Here is a 17,644-nt window from a genome sequence, read left to right on the forward strand (position 1 = left end):
ATCATCGTTGCCTAGTGGCTATGGCGGAGGGGAAACACCCGTTCCCATCCCGAACACGGAAGTTAAGCCCTCCAGCGCCGATGGTAGTTGGGGCCAGCGCCCCTGCAAGAGTAGGTCGCTGCTAGGCGATGTTTCAGTTTCATGATACCACAATAGCTCAGCGACGTGCATTAGCATCATCGAATTCACTATGAGTTGCTTTGACGCCTCTTTCTTCCTTGAATTAACTGACAGAGGAAGAGGCAACGAGCACATTGGGAAGATGTGCATGACATATAGTTTCTTCATCATTCCGCAATAGCTCAGCGGTAGAGCAACCGGCTGTTAACCGGTAGGTCGTAGGTTCGAATCCTACTTGCGGAGCCATTTTTATGCTTCCATAGCTCAGTAGGTAGAGCACTTCCATGGTAAGGAAGAGGTCACCGGTTCGAGCCCGGTTGGAAGCTCCATTTCTTTTCCGGCCCGTTGGTCAAGTGGTTAAGACACCGCCCTTTCACGGCGGTAACACGGGTTCGAATCCCGTACGGGTCACTCCATTTCGGCCATTCGTCCTTCCAAGGATGATTGGCCGAAATGAAATGTGTATATTTCGCTCATTCTAGAGGTATAATAGCAATTGAATACAGCGTTTCTTTTTCATCGCGTTGGGCTATAGCCAAGCGGTAAGGCAACGGACTTTGACTCCGTGATGCGCTGGTTCGAATCCAGCTAGCCCAGCCATTATTTTTTTTGCATAAAACGGTTATGAGTCATTAGCTCAGCAACGAGCGATGCATCTTCGAGTTGACTGCGAGTTGCCTCGATGCACCGAGCTTCCTCGAAACGGCTAGTAGAGGAAGAGGCAGGTAGAGCAACGAGCGATACATCTTCGAAATCGCTTCGAGTTGTCCCGACGCACTGGACATCTTCGAATCAGCTAGCAGAGGAAGGGACATTGTCAAATATCTGAGTGTATACCTAACCATGAGCCATTAGCTCAGTAACGAGCGATGCCTCTTTGAGTTCGCTGCGAGTTGCCTCGACGCACCAAGCTTCCTTGAAACAGCTCGTAGAGGAAGAGGCAGGTAGAACTCGTCAGTACTTAGAGTGTTATGATCACTATGAGCCATTAGCTCAGTAGGTAGAGCATCTGACTTTTAATCAGAGGGTCGGAGGTTCGAGTCCTCCATGGCTCACCATATTGCGGAAGTAGTTCAGTGGTAGAACACCACCTTGCCAAGGTGGGGGTCGCGGGTTCGAGTCCCGTCTTCCGCTTGGGCGGGGCCTTAGCTCAGCTGGGAGAGCGCCTGCTTTGCACGCAGGAGGTCATCGGTTCGATCCCGATAGGCTCCATCAAGAGCAGACTGCTTAGCAACCAAAAGCAGCCTGCTTTTTTTGTTATATCGGTATAAATATTCAAAATTTTGTCAAGTTGAGTCATCTCCTTTCTTTCCTCTACAATAAAGGCGTAACAGGAACCGGAAAGGAGTGGGAGACAGCATGAAACCAATTTCAATTATCGGTGTTCCGATGGATTTAGGGCAAACGCGCCGCGGTGTTGATATGGGGCCGAGCGCGATGCGTTATGCAGGCGTCATCGAACGTCTGGAACGTCTTCATTACGATATCGAAGATTTGGGAGATATTCCGATTGGGAAAGCAGAGCGGTTGCACGAGCAAGGAGATTCACGGTTGCGCAATTTGAAAGCGGTTGCGGAGGCGAATGAGAAACTCGCGGTGGCGGTTGACCAAGTCGTGCGGCGGGGGCGCTTCCCGCTTGTGCTGGGCGGCGACCATAGCATCGCCATCGGCACGCTCGCCGGGGTGGCGAAACATTATGAGCGGCTTGGAGTGATCTGGTATGACGCGCACGGTGACGTCAACACTGAGGAAACGTCGCCGTCTGGAAACATTCATGGCATGCCGTTGGCGGCGAGCCTCGGGTTTGGCCATCCGGCGCTGACGCAAATCGGTGGATACAGCCCCAAAATCAAGCCGGAACATGTCGTGTTGATCGGCGTCCGTTCCCTTGATGACGGGGAGAAGAAGTTTATTCGCGAAAAAGGGATCAAAATTTACACGATGCATGAAGTTGATCGGCTCGGAATGACAAGGGTGATGGAAGAAACGATCGCCTATTTAAAAGAACGGACGGATGGCGTTCATTTGTCGCTTGACTTAGATGGTCTTGACCCAAGCGATGCACCGGGAGTCGGAACGCCTGTCATTGGCGGATTGACATACCGCGAGAGCCATTTGGCGATGGAGATGCTGGCCGAAGCGCAAATCATTACTTCAGCGGAATTTGTCGAAGTGAACCCGATCTTGGATGAGCGGAACAAAACAGCGTCAGTTGCCGTAGCGCTGATGGGGTCGTTGTTTGGTGAAAAACTCATTTAATGCATTGGACAAAGAAGGCTGGTTGCGGGAATTCACGGGTGTAATGATGATTTGTTCCCGCGGTTTGTGAAAGAGGGGCTGCTGTTTGTTTGGCGTCCCCTCTTTTTCCGTTGTATGATACAATAAAATATGTTACATGAAACTTTTCTTGATCGAGCGCCGTAATATACGGTAAGCCGTGAGGCGGGGGTATTGTATTTTATGGATCTATTTATTAAAAAGAGAATTAAGGCGATCCAAAAAGGGGATCAAAATGCATACGCGGATCTTGTCGATTTGTATAAGGACAAGATTTACCGCCTTTGTTATCGAATGCTCGGCAATCGGCATGAGGCGGAAGATGCGGCGCAGGAGGCGTTTATCCGCGCCTACATCCATATTGATACGTACAATCCAGACATGAAATTTTCTACTTGGCTGTATCGAATTGCGACGAACTTGACGATCGATAAATTGCGGAAAAGGAAACCGGATGTGTATTTAGATGAAGAGGTCGGAGGCACGGACGGGCTAACGATGCAGGCTCAGCTTCCTTCCCGCGAAGCATCCCCGGAGGAGGCAGTGGAAAGCCTGGAGCTGCAAGAGACAGTGCAGCGGGCGATTGAGCGGTTGCCAGAAAAGTATCGAAGCGTGATCGTGTTGAAATATATGGAAGATTTGTCGTTGCAAGAAATCAGCGAGATTTTAGGATTGCCGGTCGGCACGGTAAAAACGCGGCTGCATCGCGGCCGCGAAGCGTTGCGCAGGCAATTGGGTCATTTATAAGAGGGTGGGAGACTATGGAATGTCCGAAAGAAATTGTGTTACTCATGCACAGCTATTTTGATGGGGATCTTCAGCCAGAAGGAGAGAAACGGCTGAAAGAACATTTGCGTTCGTGCGCTGCGTGCGCTGCCCATTTTCATGAGCTGAAAAAGACGGTTGCTTTCCTCCAATATGCCGCTCACGTTGCGGCGCCGCCGTCGTTTGCGGCCAAGGTCATGGAGGCGATGCCGAAAGAAAGAAAGACCGCACGGTTGCGCCGTTTTATGCATCGTCATCCGTTGCTCACGGCTGCTTCGTTGTTTTTAGCTCTTACTTTAGGCAGCTTAGCTTCTTCATGGAGGGAAGGAGGCGCATTTTCCGTCTCAGCTGATGAACATGTCATCATCCGCGATCATACTGTCATCGTGCCGAAAGGAGAAACGGTCAAAGGGGATATTGTCGTCCGCAATGGCTCGATTCGGATTGAAGGAACGGTGGATGGGGACGTGACCGTGATCCATGGAAAGAAATATATGGCGTCCGCCGGGCAAGTGACAGGGGAAGTGGAGGAAATTAATCAAGTATTTGAATGGATTTGGTATAATATTAAAGAAAGGTTCAATCATGCGCTCCAATCGATTCAATGATGGCAGCCATCACCCGATGGCTTTTTCCGTGGCCATCAACAGATTGGAATTAGAGATAAAGGAAGTGTGAAGATGTCCTTCGGAGAGCTCCCCATCGTGTCATATTTGTTAAAAGTGGTGGATATCCTTGTCGTTTGGTATGTGATTTACAAGTTGATCATGATGATTCGCGGAACGAAGGCCATTCAGCTGTTAAAAGGCATTTTTTTAATTATTTTGGTTCGTTTCGTGAGCAATTACCTCGGATTGACGACACTGCAATGGCTGATGGATCAGGCCATCATTTGGGGATTTCTCGCGATCATCATTATTTTTCAACCAGAATTGCGGCGTGCTCTTGAGCAGCTCGGTCGCGGACGGCTGTTCACCCGCAACACGGTCAATGAAGATGAAGAACGGATGCGAATGGTGGAAGCCATTGTAAAAGCGACCGAGTATATGGCGAAGCGACGCATCGGCGCGCTCATTTCCATTGAGCGGGAAACCGGAATGAACGATTATGTCGAAACTGGCATTATGTTAAACGCTCATGTATCGCCGGAACTGCTCATTAATATTTTCATTCCGAACACGCCGCTTCATGATGGGGCGGTCATTATCCAAAAAAACCAAATTGCTGCGGCGGCCTGTTATTTACCATTGTCGGAAAGTCCGTTTATTTCGAAAGAGCTCGGAACACGCCATCGGGCGGCGCTCGGCATCAGCGAAGTGACTGACAGCGTCACCGTCGTCGTGTCGGAGGAGACGGGAGCGGTATCGTTAACGAAAAACGGCGAGCTGTACCGCGATTTAACGATCGAAGAGTTTCGCGAGCTGTTGACCGGCGAACTGGCTCCAGCGACGAAGGCGCCTGCTTCTTCCCGTTGGCAATGGAGGGGGAAGAAACATGGATAAGTTGATGGACCATCCTTGGTTTATTCGCGTTGTTTCCTTATTGCTGGCGATTATGTTGTATATGTCGGCCAATGTCGGGGCGAAAACCGGCGAGACGCGCAACACGTTTGGCCAGGAAGATACGGAAACGTTGATCGATATTCCGGTGGTCGCTTACTATGATGAAGACAACTTGGTTGTGTCTGGTGTCCCGCAATACGTGAACGTTACGCTCCAAGGGCCGGCCAGCATTGTCAAGCCGACGGCTCTGCAGCGAAATTTCGAGGTGTATGTCGATTTAACGGAATTGCCGTTAGGGACATACACGGTGCCGATCAAATACAGGGACATCTCCGACAAGTTGAAAGTGACGATTCAGCCTTCCTCTGCCAAAGTGACGATTCGCGAAAAAGTGTCGAAACGGTTTCCGGTCGGTGTTGAATTTTTCAATCGAAACAAAATGCCGAATGGCTATTCCGTTGGAGAACCGACGGTGAAACCAGATGCCGTGACGATTACTGGGGCGAAGGAACTAATCGACGAGATTGCGTTTGTCAAAGCCATCGTCGACTTAGATGGGGCGACGGAAACGCTGACGAGAGAAGCGCGCGTTCGGGTGTATGATCGACGGGGAAATGAGTTGGATATTGAGCCAGATCCATCGTCGGTGGAAGTAACCGTGCCGGTGAAAAGCCCGAGCAAGACGGTGCCGGTTCAAGTGCAAGCAACGGGAGAGTTGCCGGATGGTGTGCATCTTGTCAGCATCACTCCGGAGCCGGATCGAGTGACGATTTATGGACCGAAGGAAGTGTTGAACCACATTGATAAGTTGGAAGGATTGACAGTTGATTTAGACGACATTACCGATGATGCGACGGTAGAACTTGACGTTCCGGTCCCTGATGGAGCAAAAAACGTCGATCCAGACAAAATCAAGGTGCATATTGATGTGGAAAAAGACGTCACGCAAACGTGGAAAGACGTGCCGATCGCTGTCGTTGGTTTGCCCGATTCATACAAAGCCGAATTTGTCAGACCGCTTGAAGGCAAAATTACGGTCCGCCTTGTCGGTCCGCCCGATGTCGTCCGCGGGTTGACAAAAGACGATGTTCGCTTGTATGTCGATGTTCATGGGCTTGACATTGGCGAACATCAAGTTCCCATTCAATGGGACAACCCGGAACAAGTCCAATGGCAGCCGTCATCAGAAACGGCAATGGTCCAAATTATCGATAAAGCAACTGCACAATAAACTGCATAGTAAGGAGAGAGTGAGCGAATGGGCAAATATTTTGGCACTGATGGTGTACGAGGAGTTGCAAATCGTGAATTGACGCCAGAGTTGGCGTTTCAAATCGGCCGTTGCGGTGGATATGTGCTGACCAAAAGTGCTGAGCGCCCGAAAGTATTGATCGGGCGCGACACCCGCATTTCCGGCCATATGTTGGAAGGCGCCCTTGTCGCCGGGCTGCTGTCGATCGGGGCGGAAGTGATGCGCCTTGGTGTCATTTCCACACCAGGTGTCGCTTATTTGACGAAGGCGCTTGGAGCGCAGGCGGGTATTATGATCTCCGCCTCCCACAACCCGGTGCAAGACAATGGCATCAAATTTTTCGGCCCGGACGGGTTTAAGCTGTCGGATGAGCAGGAAGCAGAAATTGAAGCATTGATCGACAGCCGGGAAGATATGCTGCCGCGGCCGATTGGAGCGGCATTGGGCCAAGTGAATGATTACTTTGAAGGTGGACAAAAGTATTTGCAATACTTAAAGCAAACGATTGATGAAGAAGACTTTTCCGGGATGAAAATTGCTCTCGACTGCGCACATGGAGCGACGTCATCACTGGCGACGTACTTATTTGCCGATTTGGATGCGGATGTCGTGACGATGGGGGCGTCGCCAAATGGGCTCAACATTAACGAAGGAGTCGGTTCCACCCATCCGGAAGCATTGGCGGCGTTTGTGAAAGAAAAAGGAGCCGATGTTGGGCTCGCGTTTGACGGCGACGGCGACCGCCTGATCGCCGTGGATGAACGCGGCAATATTGTGGACGGCGATCAAATCATGTACATTTGCGCAAAATATTTGAAAGAAATAGGCCGCCTCAAGCAACAAACCGTCGTCTCGACCGTTATGAGCAACCTTGGGTTTTACAAGGCGCTTGAGGCGCAGGGAATCAAAAGTGTACAAACGGCCGTTGGCGACCGCTATGTCGTCGAGGAAATGAAGAAGAACGGCTATAATCTCGGTGGCGAGCAGTCCGGACATATCATCTTCCTCGACTACAACACGACGGGGGACGGAATGTTGACGGCGCTCCAGCTTGTCAACATCATGAAAATCAAGGGCAAGCCGCTTTCTGAGTTGGCCGGGGAAATGAAAAAATACCCGCAGCTGCTTGTGAACGTCCGGGTGGCCGATAAGGAAAAAGCAATGGAAAACGAACAAGTGAAAAAAGTGATCCAGGAAGTGGAGGCAGAGATGAACGGTAATGGCCGCGTCCTCGTTCGTCCGTCAGGGACGGAACCCCTCGTGCGCATTATGGCTGAGGCTCCAACCGAAGAGGCGTGCCGCGCCTATGTGGAGCGGATCGCGGATGTCGTCCGCCGTGAAATGGGAGTGGAATAACCAACCGCTTGGACAACCATCCTATGCATAAACGGAACGTTCGCTTCCGTTTATGCATAGGTTATTTTATAGATACTAGTTGACGCCGCTGGGAATGTCCTGTAATATTAACGTTGTTGCCTTTTGCCTGAAAGGAGGCGATGCGAAGAACGAGAAGGGATGAATGAGTAGGGTGGCGCAGCTGTTGCCATGTTCGACAAAGTGGAATCGTTGCAGCGGTTTTGACGACGACAAAGCGCCTGGACTAAGCGCGGGAACGGAAGCGCGCGCTTAGTTGACGAGGAGGAGGTTTATCGAGGTTTTCGGCGGATGCCTCCCGGCTGGAGCGATGACAGCCGCAAGTCCTCTCTTAAAACAAAGGGGTGACCCTTTGCACAAAGGGGAGGATGTCATCGCACAACTAGAAAAGGGAGTCTGCCGCAGTGACGGCGAGGCCCCGTTGTTCTTTGACAACTGAACATGGAAGGATCTCGTTAGCGGCAGCCTCCGATGGTAAAGGAGGAAATGTGGCCATGTGCGGCATTGTTGGTTATATCGGTTACCAAGATGTGAAAGAGATTTTGTTGCGCGGATTGGAAAAACTCGAGTACCGCGGCTACGATTCGGCGGGGATCGCCGTATTAAATGAGAACGGGGTTCATGTGTTTAAAGAAAAAGGACGGATCGCCGATTTGCGCCGCATCGTCGACCCGAACGTCAACGCGACGATCGGCATCGGCCATACCCGTTGGGCGACGCACGGGGCGCCAAGCCAGGTGAACGCCCATCCGCACCAAAGCGCCTCCGGCCGTTTTACGCTCGTGCATAACGGCGTCATCGAAAACTACGAGATGCTGAAGCGCGACTACTTGGCTGATGTCGAGTTCCGAAGCGACACGGATACGGAAGTGATCGTCCAGCTCGTGGAACAATTCGTCCATGACGGGCTGACAGTGGAAGAGGCGTTCCGCAAAACGCTCTCGCTGTTAAAAGGGTCGTACGCCATCGCCATGATTGACGCGGAAAACGAGGAAACGTTGTACGCGGCGAAAAATAAAAGCCCGCTTCTTGCCGGTCTCGGTGATGGGTTTAACGTCGTGGCGAGCGATGCGATGGCGATGCTCCAAGTGACGAATCAATTCGTCGAACTGATGGATGGGGAACTAGTCATCGTCACGAGCGAGAACGTCACGATTCAAACGCTAAACGGTGAAACAGTCGAACGGAAGCCATTTACGGCTGAGCTCGATGCGAGCGACATTGAAAAAGGGACGTATCCGCATTACATGCTGAAAGAAATTGATGAGCAGCCGTTCGTCATCCGCCGCATCATTCAAAAATACCAAGACGAAAACGGCGGATTGACGATTGACCAAGCGATCATCAACGAAGTGCTGAACGCCGACCGCCTGTACATTGTCGCGTGCGGAACGAGCTACCACGCAGGTCTTGTCGGCAAGCAATTGATCGAGTCGTGGGCGAAAATTCCAGTCGAAGTGCATATTGCCAGCGAATTTTCGTACAACATGCCGCTGTTGTCGGAAAAGCCGCTCTTCATCTTTATCTCGCAAAGCGGCGAAACGGCCGACAGCCGCGCCGTGCTCGTGCAAACGAACAAACTCGGCTATAAAGCGATCACGATCACGAACGTCCCAGGTTCGACGCTGTCGCGGGAAGCCGATTATACTCTCCTGTTGCACGCCGGCCCGGAAATCGCCGTCGCTTCGACGAAAGCCTACACGGCGCAAATCGCGGTGCTGGCGATTTTAGCGGCGACTGCGGCGAAAACGAAAGGCCTCGAATTGAATTTTGACCTGACGAAAGAGCTCGCCATCGTCGCCAATGTGATGGAAATGCTGTGCGATGCGAAAGAAGAAATGGAGAAAATCGCAAGCGACTACTTGACGTTGACGCGCAACTGCTTCTTTATCGGCCGCGCCGTTGACTACTATGTCTGCCTAGAAGGCGCGCTGAAACTGAAGGAGATCTCTTACATCCAAGCGGAAGGGTTCGCCGGCGGCGAGCTGAAACACGGCACGATCGCCTTGATTGAGGACGGTACGCCGGTGATTGCCCTCGCCACCCAAGAGCACGTCAACTTAAGCATTCGCGGCAACGTAAAAGAAGTCGTCGCCCGCGGCGCGAACCCATGCGTCATCTCGATGCGCGGCCTTGAAGGCGACGGCGACCGCTTCGTCATCCCGGCCGTCCATCCGGACCTTACGCCGCTTGTGTCCGTCGTGCCGCTGCAGCTGATCGCGTACTATGCAGCCCTGCATCGCGGCTGCGACGTCGACAAACCGCGCAACCTAGCGAAAAGCGTGACGGTGGAGTGAGCGGTTCGTTGGGAAAAGGCTGTTGTGTTGAATGACAAAAAAGTCGGGTACTTGACAAAAAAGTCGGGAACCGGACAAAAAAGTTAGGTACCGAACAAAAAAGTTAGGTACCGAACAAAAAAGTCGGGAACTGAAAGCCTGTTGGTGAATCCAGCAGGCTTTTGTTTTTTCTATTATCTGCGGAAAATAAAGTCGCATACTGAAAAATAAAGTTATATATTCAATAAAAGTGTTGGCGAATTTTTATGCCAACAATTTTTTCTTTATTTCCGATCAAACAAATATTTGAATAATAAAAGGCATTTTAATAGTGTTTATAATATTGCGGTAAATTGATTAAAATCGGTCTTATTTGATTTCTATGGAAGAATAAAATTTCTTTCATCATCTGTGATGCCGCGAAGCGATGCATGGGCGTCTAACGGGCAGTATAGTTAAAGAAGGAATCAAATGCTAAATATCTAATATATAAAATCAATATGGATTTATATTCTAAAAATATATTTTAGGGGAGTTGTTATTCAATGTGTGGGATTTGTAACTAGACACAAAGAAAGAGATTTAGAAATTCCAAAGCATCGTCAAGATTTAATGACTGCAATTGAAAAAGATTTATTTAATGACGATGATGTATTAGCGGTTTTTTATGGTGGTTCAATCGGGAGTGAAAACATGGATTTATATTCCGACATTGACCTCCGCATCGTTGTATTACCTGAAAAATTCCAAGCATTTATCTCGAACAAAAAAAATCGCCCTAAAAAGTGGGGAAATGTTCTTTATTTTGAGGATTTAGGTCCGTTTGTAACTTATTCAATCGCTCACTATGATTGTTTCGTTAAAGTGGATACATTTTATTATAAACCTGAAGACATTCAGCCTTCCGTATGGTTGAAAAATATAAAAATTATAAAAGATACGGATGGAATGTTGGCAGATATTTTAGATAAATCAATGGCTTTATCCTATGAACCAACAATTGAAGAATTGGAACTTTGGCAAACAAAGTTTTTTGCGTATTTTCATGAAGCTTATCGCAGAGTAATGAGAAAAGAGTATTATTATGCTTTGAAATGTATTGACAACTTACGTTTATCAATGGCAACAGCTTGGTATATGGAAGCAGGAATCCAACCAAATACGTTTGGTGATTGGGCAAAATACGAAGGGGAAAGAAGCAAGCTAGAAGCTTGGCAACTTTCCCTCCTTGAAAGTTGGGAATGTGGTAGAAATCCCCTTGAAATGATGAATGTGATGAAAAGTATAGTTCCAGAATTTAAAAGAGTTCATAAAAATCTTTGTAATAAGCTCGGAATCGAAGAAAATTCTGAATGGATTAATGGAATTATTGATATGGTTATTTAAGCAGAAACACCCGCACATTTTGCGGGTGTTTTGCTTACACCCATTTCTTTTTTAACTATCCCGAAAATTAGTATTTTCATCATTTGCTAGTGCCGTAAGCACGACATGGAGGTCTATCCTGAAAATGAATTTTTCATTATTCTGATGATGCCGCATAGATGCGGCATGGTTGTCTCCCTGGGAAGAACGAATGAACTTCCATCATCTGTGGTGAAGTTCGTTTCATGGTTGGCTAACGAAGCAGTTAGTCATAATAAACCGTTAATAAATTGATGAAGAAAAAGGTGTATCACTATTCGATACACCTTATTAAATCACTTAAAACATCCTTAATCCAATTGCCTTTCTAACTTCACTGATCACTTTTTGTGATGACTCTTTCGCTTTCATTTTCCCGTGTTCTAAAACATCATATACATCACTATCTGACAATTTTTTTCTTTTTTCTCTAAACGGTCCAACGATGGAATTGATCGAATCGGATAGAATGGATTTACATTGTACGCACCCTATCGTCGCATTACTGCATTGGAGCTGAATCTTTTCTAACGTTTCCTTTTCAGTAAAGTAAGTGTGCAAATGATAAACGTTGCACCCTTCTTTTGAAGGGTTACCTGCTTGATGTTTATAGATACGAGTAGGGTCAGAATATGCCTTCTTTACTTTTCGTTGAATGGTTTCATTGTCATCTTTCATACTAATATAACTGTCGGCGTTATCGGATTTACTCATTTTCCCTTTCCCTGAAAGAGAAGGAATACGAACAGCATTTTCCACAATCGGTCTTGGTTCAGGAAAAATATCTCCATAGAGTTGGTTAAATCTACGTACAATGGTCCTTGCTATTTCCAAATGAACCAATTGATCTTCGCCGACGGGCACAAATTTTCCTTTGTGTATAAGAATGTCTGCTGCCATCAAAACTGGATAACCTACTAATCCATAATTGACATTATCAGGTTGTTTTTTTGCTTTTTCCTTAAATGTCGGACAACGTAATAAATCCCCTAATGGCATTACCATGCTTAAATAAGTATGCAATTCACATATTTCCTCTGCAATCGAGGATTGGACATAAAATGTAGATTTATTTGGATCGAGCCCTGCTGCCAAATAATCTTTAGCAATTTCCAAAACATTTCTCGTTAAATCATCTGGTTTAGGGTGAGTAGTTAGTGAATGAATATCACTGATAAAAAAGTATGAATTGTACTTTTCCTGTAATTCAAGGATATTCTTCATTGCACCATAGTAGTTACCCAAATGTAATTCTCCTGTAGGTCTTATTCCTGATACTAATATTCCCCTATTCATCGAAATCCCTCCATTTTGTTGTAGTTTTAATGCTTTGAATTGAAAAAAACGTCCACCAGCCGTCTTCCATGACTAATCACTCCTTTTAGACAACTAAATAAAAAGGCTTTCCATCCACTTGCCAAAGGACGGAAAGCCGCGGTGCCACCTTTGTTCGTTTGTAAAACAACAAACGCACTTTTAGGGTACGGAAACATAAATTACGTTTCGATACCTTGTCTCTTTTAACGGTGAGACTCTCCGCCAAAACCTACTCTAAATTTCGGTCTGGTTGCTCCGAAGCCCATTCAACATGGTTTCCACACTGATTTGCACCAACCATCAGCTCTCTGAAGTGTCCGCCATGCCTACTATTCTTCATCATCACAAAGATATATGAATTTTTTTATTTATTATAATCACACGGTAGAATGATTGCAATGTTTTTTACTAAATTATCCAAAAAATTAGTATTTTCATCATTGCTGATGCCACATAGATGCGGCATGGTTGACTCCCATGGAAGAAAGAATTAACTTCCACATCTGTGATGAAGCTCGCTTCATGGTTGGCTAACGGGTGCTTTGTTGAATAACCTACATTAAATATAAAAGAGATTGGAACGTTTTCTTGTAACGTTTTTCAAGCTCTTTTATTAATTTGAATTATACTGTGAATTCATTGTGAAAATTGTGCGATTTGACCTGTGACTCAACCTGCGTTTTACTGTTTTGCACCTGACAAGTGAACCCGTTAACAACACACACGATTGTTTTTCTTATTTTCGAGCCACTCGTCTATTCTAATTCGTGATCTCGCTCTTTTCTTACTAAAATTAGATAATGACCACCATACTTATTTACGTTTGTAAAACCCAGTTTCTCATAGAAGGAGGTTTTATCTTTTGTTCCTAAAGCAATAGTACGAACCCTCTTCACTTTTGGATGATTTATCAATCTTAATATCAACTGTTTTCCTATACCTTTTCCTTGATAAGGTTTATCCACTACCACATCGTAGATTTCTCCCCAACGTACATAATCGGTAAGCATACGGGCAAAACCAACAATTTTACCATTATCAAACGCTGCAACCAGTAAAGGGGTATGTTTTAACATTTCTTCCCATTCTGCTATATCAGTTGGCATCTTCCAAGTAGCTACTCTTTGGAAAATCTTTTTGAGTTCTACAACATCAATATCATCTTTGCTATGGCTGTAGCTAATATTCACTGATAGTTTCCTCCTTGCATTGTAATATTATTTATTAGATTCTTACAAGAAAATTAAATTCCTTCTGTATCCTTTATTCATGTGAACTTTACATAACACTATATTATTGTTGTATTCAAGAGTACATCAGTGGGCTAAAGAGAATAATTATAATATCGTTTCTTTATCTTCTGGCTTACAGCGTGTTGACGCACATCGTTTTTATGAAGAAAAAATGCAATATGATAAAGTAAGCTACGTATTCTTGAAGAGACTATCGAAGTAACAATAAGTATTAGCTCAATAAGAAGCAGTAAATAAGTATAAAAACGCTCTGATTTTTGTTCCGAGCGTTTTTCTTTGCGATTTATATTGTTATTTTGTACTAATTACTTTGTATTTGCTGTGTTTTTTCACATTTCTCTTCACGAAGTGAACCCGTTAAGGTTTTAAATGGGTTTTATTTTTATTATGTTTTAAGTATTTTCTGAAAATAAAACGGAAATGACTGATAGTAAAAAGGTTTGTGAGGGGAGAAACATGTATGTAAATAATGTGCGTGAGGCTTTGGATCGATTAACCGAGGATGAATTCGAGGAATATTTAAAAAGGTTGCGGTTAGTATTGAGAAAAAGGTACAAGAAGAATGTAAAGCCATCGGACCTAAAAAATCGAGTTAAAGAATTCATTAACGGAAAAGATCCAAAAATTGATTATTTTGAATCATATTTATTAACATTCGATGAGCTTTCAGTAAATGGAGCGATAAATGCATTACATAATAAAAAAATAAGAATACCAAAAACATGGAGACAACTGCTATTAAGTGTAACAGAAGATCGGACATTATCACCTGAAGTTGTAAAACATTTGGAGGACGAACAAATATTATCAGAGATAAAGGCATTGTTTTATAATTCCATTGAATATTGCAAAAACGAAAATAGGGATCAATTTTTTACAAATTTGTATAGCTTTAATAATTTTTTGAAAATAAAATGATTTATCAACTGACCTGTTCAAGACAACAGGTCATTTTTTTGAAATTTTTGTTGTTTAAAAATGACGTTTTTTGTAAATAATGATAGAAAAATGTCATTTTAGAATTACCCAAAAACAATTTTATTTCATAAATCAATCATTTACCGCATTTAAAGATACACAAAAAAATATTTCTTTAAATTATTTTTTCTCAAAAATATTTTTTGTCTAAAAATGGGAACTGGGAAATTTTATGGCATGTATAAGGAAACTTGTCTGTCTATGATAGGAACGTGAAGGTTTTGCATCAAAGGAGTGGCATAGATGGCGAAAAGGAAAACAGAATTAACCGAAAAGAAAATCGCTGAAATGGAAAAAGAAGGTGGTGGTCAAGGCAAGGGAGAGAATTATAAACCTTGGATATATATTCAGGATTTTCCTTCAAGTGGTCTAGCGACTAGGGGGAAAGGATGGAAAACCAATCGAATTCATCACTTTTTATCCAAATTAGAACGGGATTATTTCTATGTATTGGAATGGAATCGGTCTGTTGTTGATATACGAGAACAGTTTCCATTAAATCGCGAAGATACATTGTTTATTGCCACAAACAAAGGCATTAAACATCCAACAGATCCGAAATCCCAAATACCAATTGTCATGACCACTGATTTTCTTATCACGGTAACCACTTCAGCAGGCACAAAACATTATGCCCGGACAATAAAACCATCAAAAGAACTGGAGAACAAACGAACCATTGAGAAATTAGAAATTGAACGTTCCTATTGGGAAGATCGTGGGGTTGATTGGGGAATTGTCACGGAAAAAGAAATGCCTAGGAACCTGATTGAAAATGTTGAATGGTTACATTCGTCCTATTTTGGTATAGAAGGTTTGCCTACATCAGCACTTCATACTTATGCTCAACAAATGAAATCATTCATTAAGAAATATAATACCTCGATTATAGAAGTGGTAACAGAATTTGATAACACATTTCAATTAGAAAATGGAATGGGATTAGAAATCCTTAAGTATTTAATTGCTCGCCGAGAAATACGTGTAGATATTAATCAAAAGATTCACACACACCTTTGGGTGGAAGATGTTTTCAAACTAGACTTTATATAAGAAAGAAGGGATCAAATGTTTGTAATAAATGACATCATCAGTATTGAAGAAGCTAGCGGCAAGAAACAATTGGAGCGTATCCTTTGGATTGATGAAGGTAATGTAATCTGTTACACCATCGATATTGAAAAAGAAAAAGCACTACCCATTAAGCGGAAAATCTCTGATTTGCAGCAATTACACGCGGAACAATTATTATCGTTTATCGATAATGATCCTTATGGTTTTATCTATCAAGATGAGGAACAACTTCCTGAAAAAATAAAATGTTGAGAAATGAACGCTGGGAATGCATCAAAGACATGGTTTTACAAGAGCCGGAAATATATGAAAGCGAAACAAGGGGTTCTCTCATTCGAATGGCGATGGAAAAGACGGGCAAAACCAAACGGTTACTTTATAAGTACATGGTTCAATATTGGCAAAGGGGTAAAGTGAAGAACGCTTTGTTACCCGATTATCAAAATTCTGGTGGAAAAGGGAAGGAAAAGACTTGCACAGATAAGAAAAACGGGCGACCAAGAAGGTTTGCAACAATAACCGGCGAAGGCATTGTCATAACCGATGAGATTAAAAGAATTTTTGAGGTTAGTGTGAAGAGGTTTTATCATACTGCGAAGAAAAATCCTCTAACAACGACTTATGAACAAATGCTTAAAACCTTCTTTGTGGCGGATTATCGATATGATAACGGAGTAAAAAAGCCCATTCTCCTAGAACAAGATAAACTTCCGACACTAAGGCAGTTCCGATACTGGTATGAAAAGACCTATCAATCGGAAGAAAAACTTCGGAAAAGAAAAGGCGATCGGAAATACGAACTAGAGGATCGGGCAGTGTTAGGAACTTCCGTTGGTGAATTGTATGGACCTGGAACAAAATATCAAATTGATGCAACGGTTGCAGATGTCTATCTTGTCAGTTCTTTTAATCGAAATTGGATCATTGGTCGTCCTGTCATTTATGTAGTGATCGATGTATTTAGCCGTATGGTTGTGGGGCTGTATGTAGGACTAGAGGGACCATCATGGCTCGGGGCAATGATGGCACTTGCCAATACTGCCAGCGATAAAGTTTCCTATTGTAAGCAATACGGTATTGAAATAACAAAAGACGAATGGGATTGTCATTACCTTCCTCAAACGATATTAGCCGACCGGGGAGAATTAGAAGGATACAATATCGAACGACTTATTTCTGTTTTTAATATGAAAGTAGAAAATACACCACCGTACCGAGCGGATTGGAAAGGAATTGTCGAACAGCACTTTAAGACCATTCATACAAAAGTCAAACCATTTTTACCTGGCATCGTGGATAGGGATGCCATGGTACGAGGTGATAGGGATTATCGTTTAGATGCCACGTTAACATTGGAAGAATTCACAAGTGTGATTATCCGATGTGTCCTCTATCACAATAATCACCATTGGTTGAAACACTATAATCAAGATGAAATGATGATTCAAGATGAGGTCCCACTGATTCCTCGCGAATTATGGAAGTGGGGTATAAAAAATCGTTCCGGCAAACTCCGTTCTTATTCAGAAGATATCGTAAAACTTAACCTCCTTCCAACGGCAAAAGCCAGAGTAACGTATAAGGGAATTGAGTTTAAGAAAATGCGTTACAGCAGTGAAAGGGCATTAAAAGAAGGTTGGTTTGAAGAAGCCAGACAAAAGAGTTGGCAAATCCCTATTTGTTATGATCCAAGAAACATGTCACACATTTATTTGCCTAGCGAAGACGGTCGAAGCTATGAAGTAGCTACTTTGCTTGATCATCAAAAGAAATATCATGGAAAAACAATCGAAGAAGTAGAATATTTGTTTGCTTATGAAACGTTGAAACACCAAGAATATGCTCATGAAGAAATTCAGCAAAAGGTGGATTTGGCAAGCGACATCGAACACATTGTTCAAAAAGCAAAAAAATTAGTTGATCAATGTAAATTATCACTTTATTTCCGCACAAAAAAGACTCTTTTTTGCACATTCCTTCGGAATATCCCTCTCCCCCTTTCCGAAAGAATGTGCTAAATTTTTTGTGAATTATTTCGGAATGGGACATGGG

Annotated in this window: 14 protein-coding genes, 7 tRNA genes, 1 rRNA gene, 1 pseudogene and 1 other annotated feature; of the genes and pseudogenes, 21 read left to right on the forward strand and 2 right to left on the reverse strand. The window is 44.2% G+C overall.

Features of this window, described 5'->3' with window-relative positions:
* The first annotated feature begins 10 nt into the window (after positions 1–10).
* From rrf to ETC05_RS16720, 16 genes are all read left to right on the forward strand, one after another.
* Positions 11–127 (forward strand): 5S ribosomal RNA (gene rrf, locus ETC05_RS16645).
* Positions 128–291: 164 nt separating this feature from the next.
* Positions 292–366, forward strand: a tRNA-Asn gene (locus tag ETC05_RS16650).
* A gap of 7 nt (positions 367–373) precedes the next feature.
* Positions 374–449: transfer RNA gene (locus tag ETC05_RS16655), tRNA-Thr, on the forward strand.
* 10 nt (positions 450–459) lie between these two features.
* Positions 460–531 (forward strand) — tRNA-Glu (locus tag ETC05_RS16660).
* 114 nt (positions 532–645) lie between these two features.
* Positions 646–720 (forward strand) — tRNA-Gln (locus tag ETC05_RS16665).
* Positions 721–1,102: 382 nt separating this feature from the next.
* A tRNA-Lys gene (locus ETC05_RS16670) sits at positions 1,103–1,178 on the forward strand.
* A 4-nt stretch (positions 1,179–1,182) separates the two neighbouring features.
* Positions 1,183–1,254: transfer RNA gene (locus ETC05_RS16675), tRNA-Gly, on the forward strand.
* A 5-nt stretch (positions 1,255–1,259) separates the two neighbouring features.
* Positions 1,260–1,332 (forward strand) — tRNA-Ala (locus ETC05_RS16680).
* A gap of 147 nt (positions 1,333–1,479) precedes the next feature.
* Positions 1,480–2,379, forward strand: a complete 900-nt coding sequence (rocF, locus tag ETC05_RS16685) for an arginase (protein ID WP_031406158.1) — start codon at positions 1,480–1,482, stop codon at positions 2,377–2,379.
* A gap of 201 nt (positions 2,380–2,580) precedes the next feature.
* On the forward strand, positions 2,581–3,144 hold the full coding sequence (sigW, locus tag ETC05_RS16690; protein WP_031406156.1) for an RNA polymerase sigma factor SigW: 564 nt from the start codon (positions 2,581–2,583) through the stop codon (positions 3,142–3,144).
* A 14-nt stretch (positions 3,145–3,158) separates the two neighbouring features.
* Entirely contained in the window at positions 3,159–3,770 is a 612-nt protein-coding gene (gene rsiW, locus ETC05_RS16695) for an anti-sigma-W factor RsiW (protein WP_031406153.1), read from the forward strand.
* Positions 3,771–3,842: 72 nt separating this feature from the next.
* Positions 3,843–4,664, forward strand: a complete 822-nt coding sequence (cdaA, locus tag ETC05_RS16700) for a diadenylate cyclase CdaA (RefSeq protein WP_031406152.1) — start codon at positions 3,843–3,845, stop codon at positions 4,662–4,664.
* Entirely contained in the window at positions 4,657–5,895 is a 1,239-nt protein-coding gene (locus ETC05_RS16705; protein ID WP_171661491.1) for a CdaR family protein, read from the forward strand. Before cdaA ends, ETC05_RS16705 begins: the two co-directional genes overlap by 8 nt.
* A 27-nt stretch (positions 5,896–5,922) precedes the next feature.
* A complete protein-coding gene (gene glmM / locus ETC05_RS16710) occupies positions 5,923–7,272 on the forward strand; it encodes a phosphoglucosamine mutase (protein ID WP_031406146.1) in 1,350 nt (449 codons plus the stop codon).
* Positions 7,273–7,784: 512 nt separating this feature from the next.
* Positions 7,785–9,587, forward strand: a complete 1,803-nt coding sequence (gene glmS, locus ETC05_RS16715) for a glutamine--fructose-6-phosphate transaminase (isomerizing) (RefSeq protein WP_171661492.1) — start codon at positions 7,785–7,787, stop codon at positions 9,585–9,587.
* 528 nt (positions 9,588–10,115) lie between these two features.
* Complete coding sequence (locus ETC05_RS16720; RefSeq protein WP_077429743.1) at positions 10,116–10,952, forward strand: aminoglycoside 6-adenylyltransferase; 837 nt, start codon at positions 10,116–10,118, stop codon at positions 10,950–10,952.
* 318 nt (positions 10,953–11,270) lie between these two features.
* On the opposite strand, the gene trpS is transcribed toward ETC05_RS16720, so the two are convergent.
* Together trpS and ETC05_RS16730 are read right to left on the reverse strand one after the other, a co-directional pair.
* Positions 11,271–12,266 (reverse strand): tryptophan--tRNA ligase, encoded by a 996-nt coding sequence (gene trpS / locus ETC05_RS16725; RefSeq protein ID WP_077429744.1) that lies wholly within the window; start codon positions 12,264–12,266, stop codon positions 11,271–11,273.
* Positions 12,267–12,387: 121 nt separating this feature from the next.
* Positions 12,388–12,639: a binding site (T-box leader), on the reverse strand.
* Positions 12,640–13,042: 403 nt separating this feature from the next.
* Positions 13,043–13,477 carry a GNAT family N-acetyltransferase gene (locus tag ETC05_RS16730; protein ID WP_171661493.1) on the reverse strand — a complete coding sequence of 145 codons (435 nt, stop codon included), beginning with the start codon at positions 13,475–13,477 and terminating at the stop codon, positions 13,043–13,045.
* A 109-nt stretch (positions 13,478–13,586) separates the two neighbouring features.
* Between ETC05_RS16730 and ETC05_RS17965 the strand changes: the two are divergent.
* From ETC05_RS17965 to ETC05_RS16750, 5 genes and pseudogenes are all read left to right on the forward strand, one after another.
* Positions 13,587–13,742: pseudogene (locus ETC05_RS17965) on the forward strand (GNAT family N-acetyltransferase); the annotation flags it as partial.
* 254 nt (positions 13,743–13,996) lie between these two features.
* A complete protein-coding gene (locus tag ETC05_RS16735) occupies positions 13,997–14,458 on the forward strand; it encodes a hypothetical protein (RefSeq protein WP_077429746.1) in 462 nt (153 codons plus the stop codon).
* 303 nt (positions 14,459–14,761) lie between these two features.
* Complete coding sequence (locus ETC05_RS16740; protein ID WP_171661494.1) at positions 14,762–15,571, forward strand: TnsA endonuclease N-terminal domain-containing protein; 810 nt, start codon at positions 14,762–14,764, stop codon at positions 15,569–15,571.
* Positions 15,572–15,586: 15 nt separating this feature from the next.
* Complete coding sequence (locus ETC05_RS16745; protein ID WP_171661495.1) at positions 15,587–15,844, forward strand: hypothetical protein; 258 nt, start codon at positions 15,587–15,589, stop codon at positions 15,842–15,844.
* 86 nt (positions 15,845–15,930) lie between these two features.
* Positions 15,931–17,610: a Mu transposase C-terminal domain-containing protein gene (locus ETC05_RS16750; RefSeq protein WP_171661496.1), complete on the forward strand. Its 1,680-nt coding sequence runs from the start codon at positions 15,931–15,933 to the stop codon at positions 17,608–17,610.
* Positions 17,611–17,644: the final 34 nt, after the last annotated feature.

Source organism: Geobacillus sp. BMUD (genome assembly GCF_013096845.1).
Lineage (GTDB): Bacteria > Bacillota > Bacilli > Bacillales > Anoxybacillaceae > Geobacillus > Geobacillus vulcani.

What these genes read in the sequence shown, in the direction of transcription:
- sigW (WP_031406156.1), top strand. Translation starts at nt 2,581, where the DNA reads ATGGATCTATTTATTAAAAAGAGAATTAAGGCGATCCAAAAAGGGGAT.
- glmS (WP_171661492.1), top strand. Translation starts at nt 7,785, where the DNA reads ATGTGCGGCATTGTTGGTTATATCGGTTACCAAGATGTGAAAGAGATT.
- glmM (WP_031406146.1), top strand. Translation starts at nt 5,923, where the DNA reads ATGGGCAAATATTTTGGCACTGATGGTGTACGAGGAGTTGCAAATCGT.
- ETC05_RS16745 (WP_171661495.1), top strand. Translation starts at nt 15,587, where the DNA reads ATGTTTGTAATAAATGACATCATCAGTATTGAAGAAGCTAGCGGCAAG.
- ETC05_RS16735 (WP_077429746.1), top strand. Translation starts at nt 13,997, where the DNA reads ATGTATGTAAATAATGTGCGTGAGGCTTTGGATCGATTAACCGAGGAT.
- ETC05_RS16740 (WP_171661494.1), top strand. Translation starts at nt 14,762, where the DNA reads ATGGCGAAAAGGAAAACAGAATTAACCGAAAAGAAAATCGCTGAAATG.
- trpS (WP_077429744.1), bottom strand. Translation starts at nt 12,266, where the DNA reads ATGAATAGGGGAATATTAGTATCAGGAATAAGACCTACAGGAGAATTA.
- ETC05_RS16750 (WP_171661496.1), top strand. Translation starts at nt 15,931, where the DNA reads ATGGCGATGGAAAAGACGGGCAAAACCAAACGGTTACTTTATAAGTAC.
- rsiW (WP_031406153.1), top strand. Translation starts at nt 3,159, where the DNA reads ATGGAATGTCCGAAAGAAATTGTGTTACTCATGCACAGCTATTTTGAT.
- cdaA (WP_031406152.1), top strand. Translation starts at nt 3,843, where the DNA reads ATGTCCTTCGGAGAGCTCCCCATCGTGTCATATTTGTTAAAAGTGGTG.
- ETC05_RS16705 (WP_171661491.1), top strand. Translation starts at nt 4,657, where the DNA reads ATGGATAAGTTGATGGACCATCCTTGGTTTATTCGCGTTGTTTCCTTA.
- rocF (WP_031406158.1), top strand. Translation starts at nt 1,480, where the DNA reads ATGAAACCAATTTCAATTATCGGTGTTCCGATGGATTTAGGGCAAACG.